This is a genomic window from Brevibacterium otitidis (assembly GCF_042429315.1).
GTDB lineage: Bacteria > Actinomycetota > Actinomycetes > Actinomycetales > Brevibacteriaceae > Brevibacterium > Brevibacterium otitidis.
In genome coordinates this window covers 1-1,091 of record NZ_JBHMAU010000090.1, presented here as the reverse complement: position 1 = coordinate 1,091, position 1,091 = coordinate 1, and the positions used below count along the sequence as shown (strand labels likewise).

At 64.6% G+C, this 1,091-nt stretch carries 1 protein-coding gene; it reads left to right on the top strand.

Features of this window, described 5'->3' with window-relative positions; genetic code table 11:
• Positions 1-2: 2 nt before the first annotated feature.
• The gene (locus ACFFN1_RS13590) at positions 3-1,010 is read left to right on the top strand and encodes an MFS transporter (protein ID WP_376841367.1); all 1,008 of its coding nucleotides are present in this window, start codon (positions 3-5) and stop codon (positions 1,008-1,010) included.
• Positions 1,011-1,091: the final 81 nt, after the last annotated feature.

The window sequence follows — 1,091 nt, the reverse complement described above, 5'->3', positions numbered from 1 at the left end:
TCGTGGTAGATCAGGTGGTTAGCGCTTCTGATCCTCGGGGACCTCGACCCCTACCCGCCAACCAGCACCCGACGAACCTCACCCCCACCGGATGTCCGAAGAGCCCTTTATCCAGCGCGACCACGGTATGCCTGTCGCTCTACCTGTTCTCCGTGACGGGGTCAGCCCAGGTGCTGGCCACCGTGCTTGCCGCCTCGATGCTCGCCTCAATCTACGCATCCCCGCTCGTCGGAGGCATTGCTGACCACCTGCCGAAGCGAGTCGTGCTACTGGCTGGTAACCTTATTCTTGGCGCGCTCATCCTTGCCACTGGCGTGGCCGCCCTGTCCTATGCTGAGCGAGCGTGGCTCCTGTACCTGATGATCCTCATCTCCGGGGCCATCGACGCCGTCATCGTCATCACTCAGCAGGCAGCGATCCGCGGCCTCGCCACGAGGACGAACCTCGTGCGCGTCAACGCGTTCGTGGCTTTCTCACTGAATGCGCCCCTGATCCTCGGTCCTGCGCTCGGCGCTCTGCTATACGGGGTGCTGCCCTTCTGGATCATCATCGTCATCGACGCCGTCTCCTTCGCCTCCGCCGGCTGCGCCGCGCTGCTGTTGCCGCTGAACCAACCGCAGGCCCGTTCGACATCATGGGTCCGCGTTCCCTTCGCAGGGGCGCGCGAGGGATTCCGCCTGCTCTGGACATCACCCTCAGCACGGTCCGCACAGCTGTGGTACTCGCTTGCCAACGCGGGGAACGGCTTGGGCGCCGGGATCGTCTCCGCGTTCATCCTCGTGACAGCAGGCAACGGGAAAGCCGCACTCGGTGCGTTCGGCTCCGGTGGTGCGATCGGCGTGGTGGTGGCCACCCTGTTCCTCACAGTGGTTCCGCTACGGGGCAGCAGGGCCCGGCTGGTGGTGCTTGGGCTCGTGCTCGCCGCGCTGCTGGGGCGTGCTCCGCTGCTCGGGCTCAGCTGGTTCGATGCCGCGGTGATCGTCGGACCTGACTTCCACAATTTTGGGTGATTTCCTTGTTTCGCGAACTGTTTGCGCTGGTCAGTGGGCTGCGCTGACCTCTCGTGGGTAACTACGAGGGCGTCTAGAATG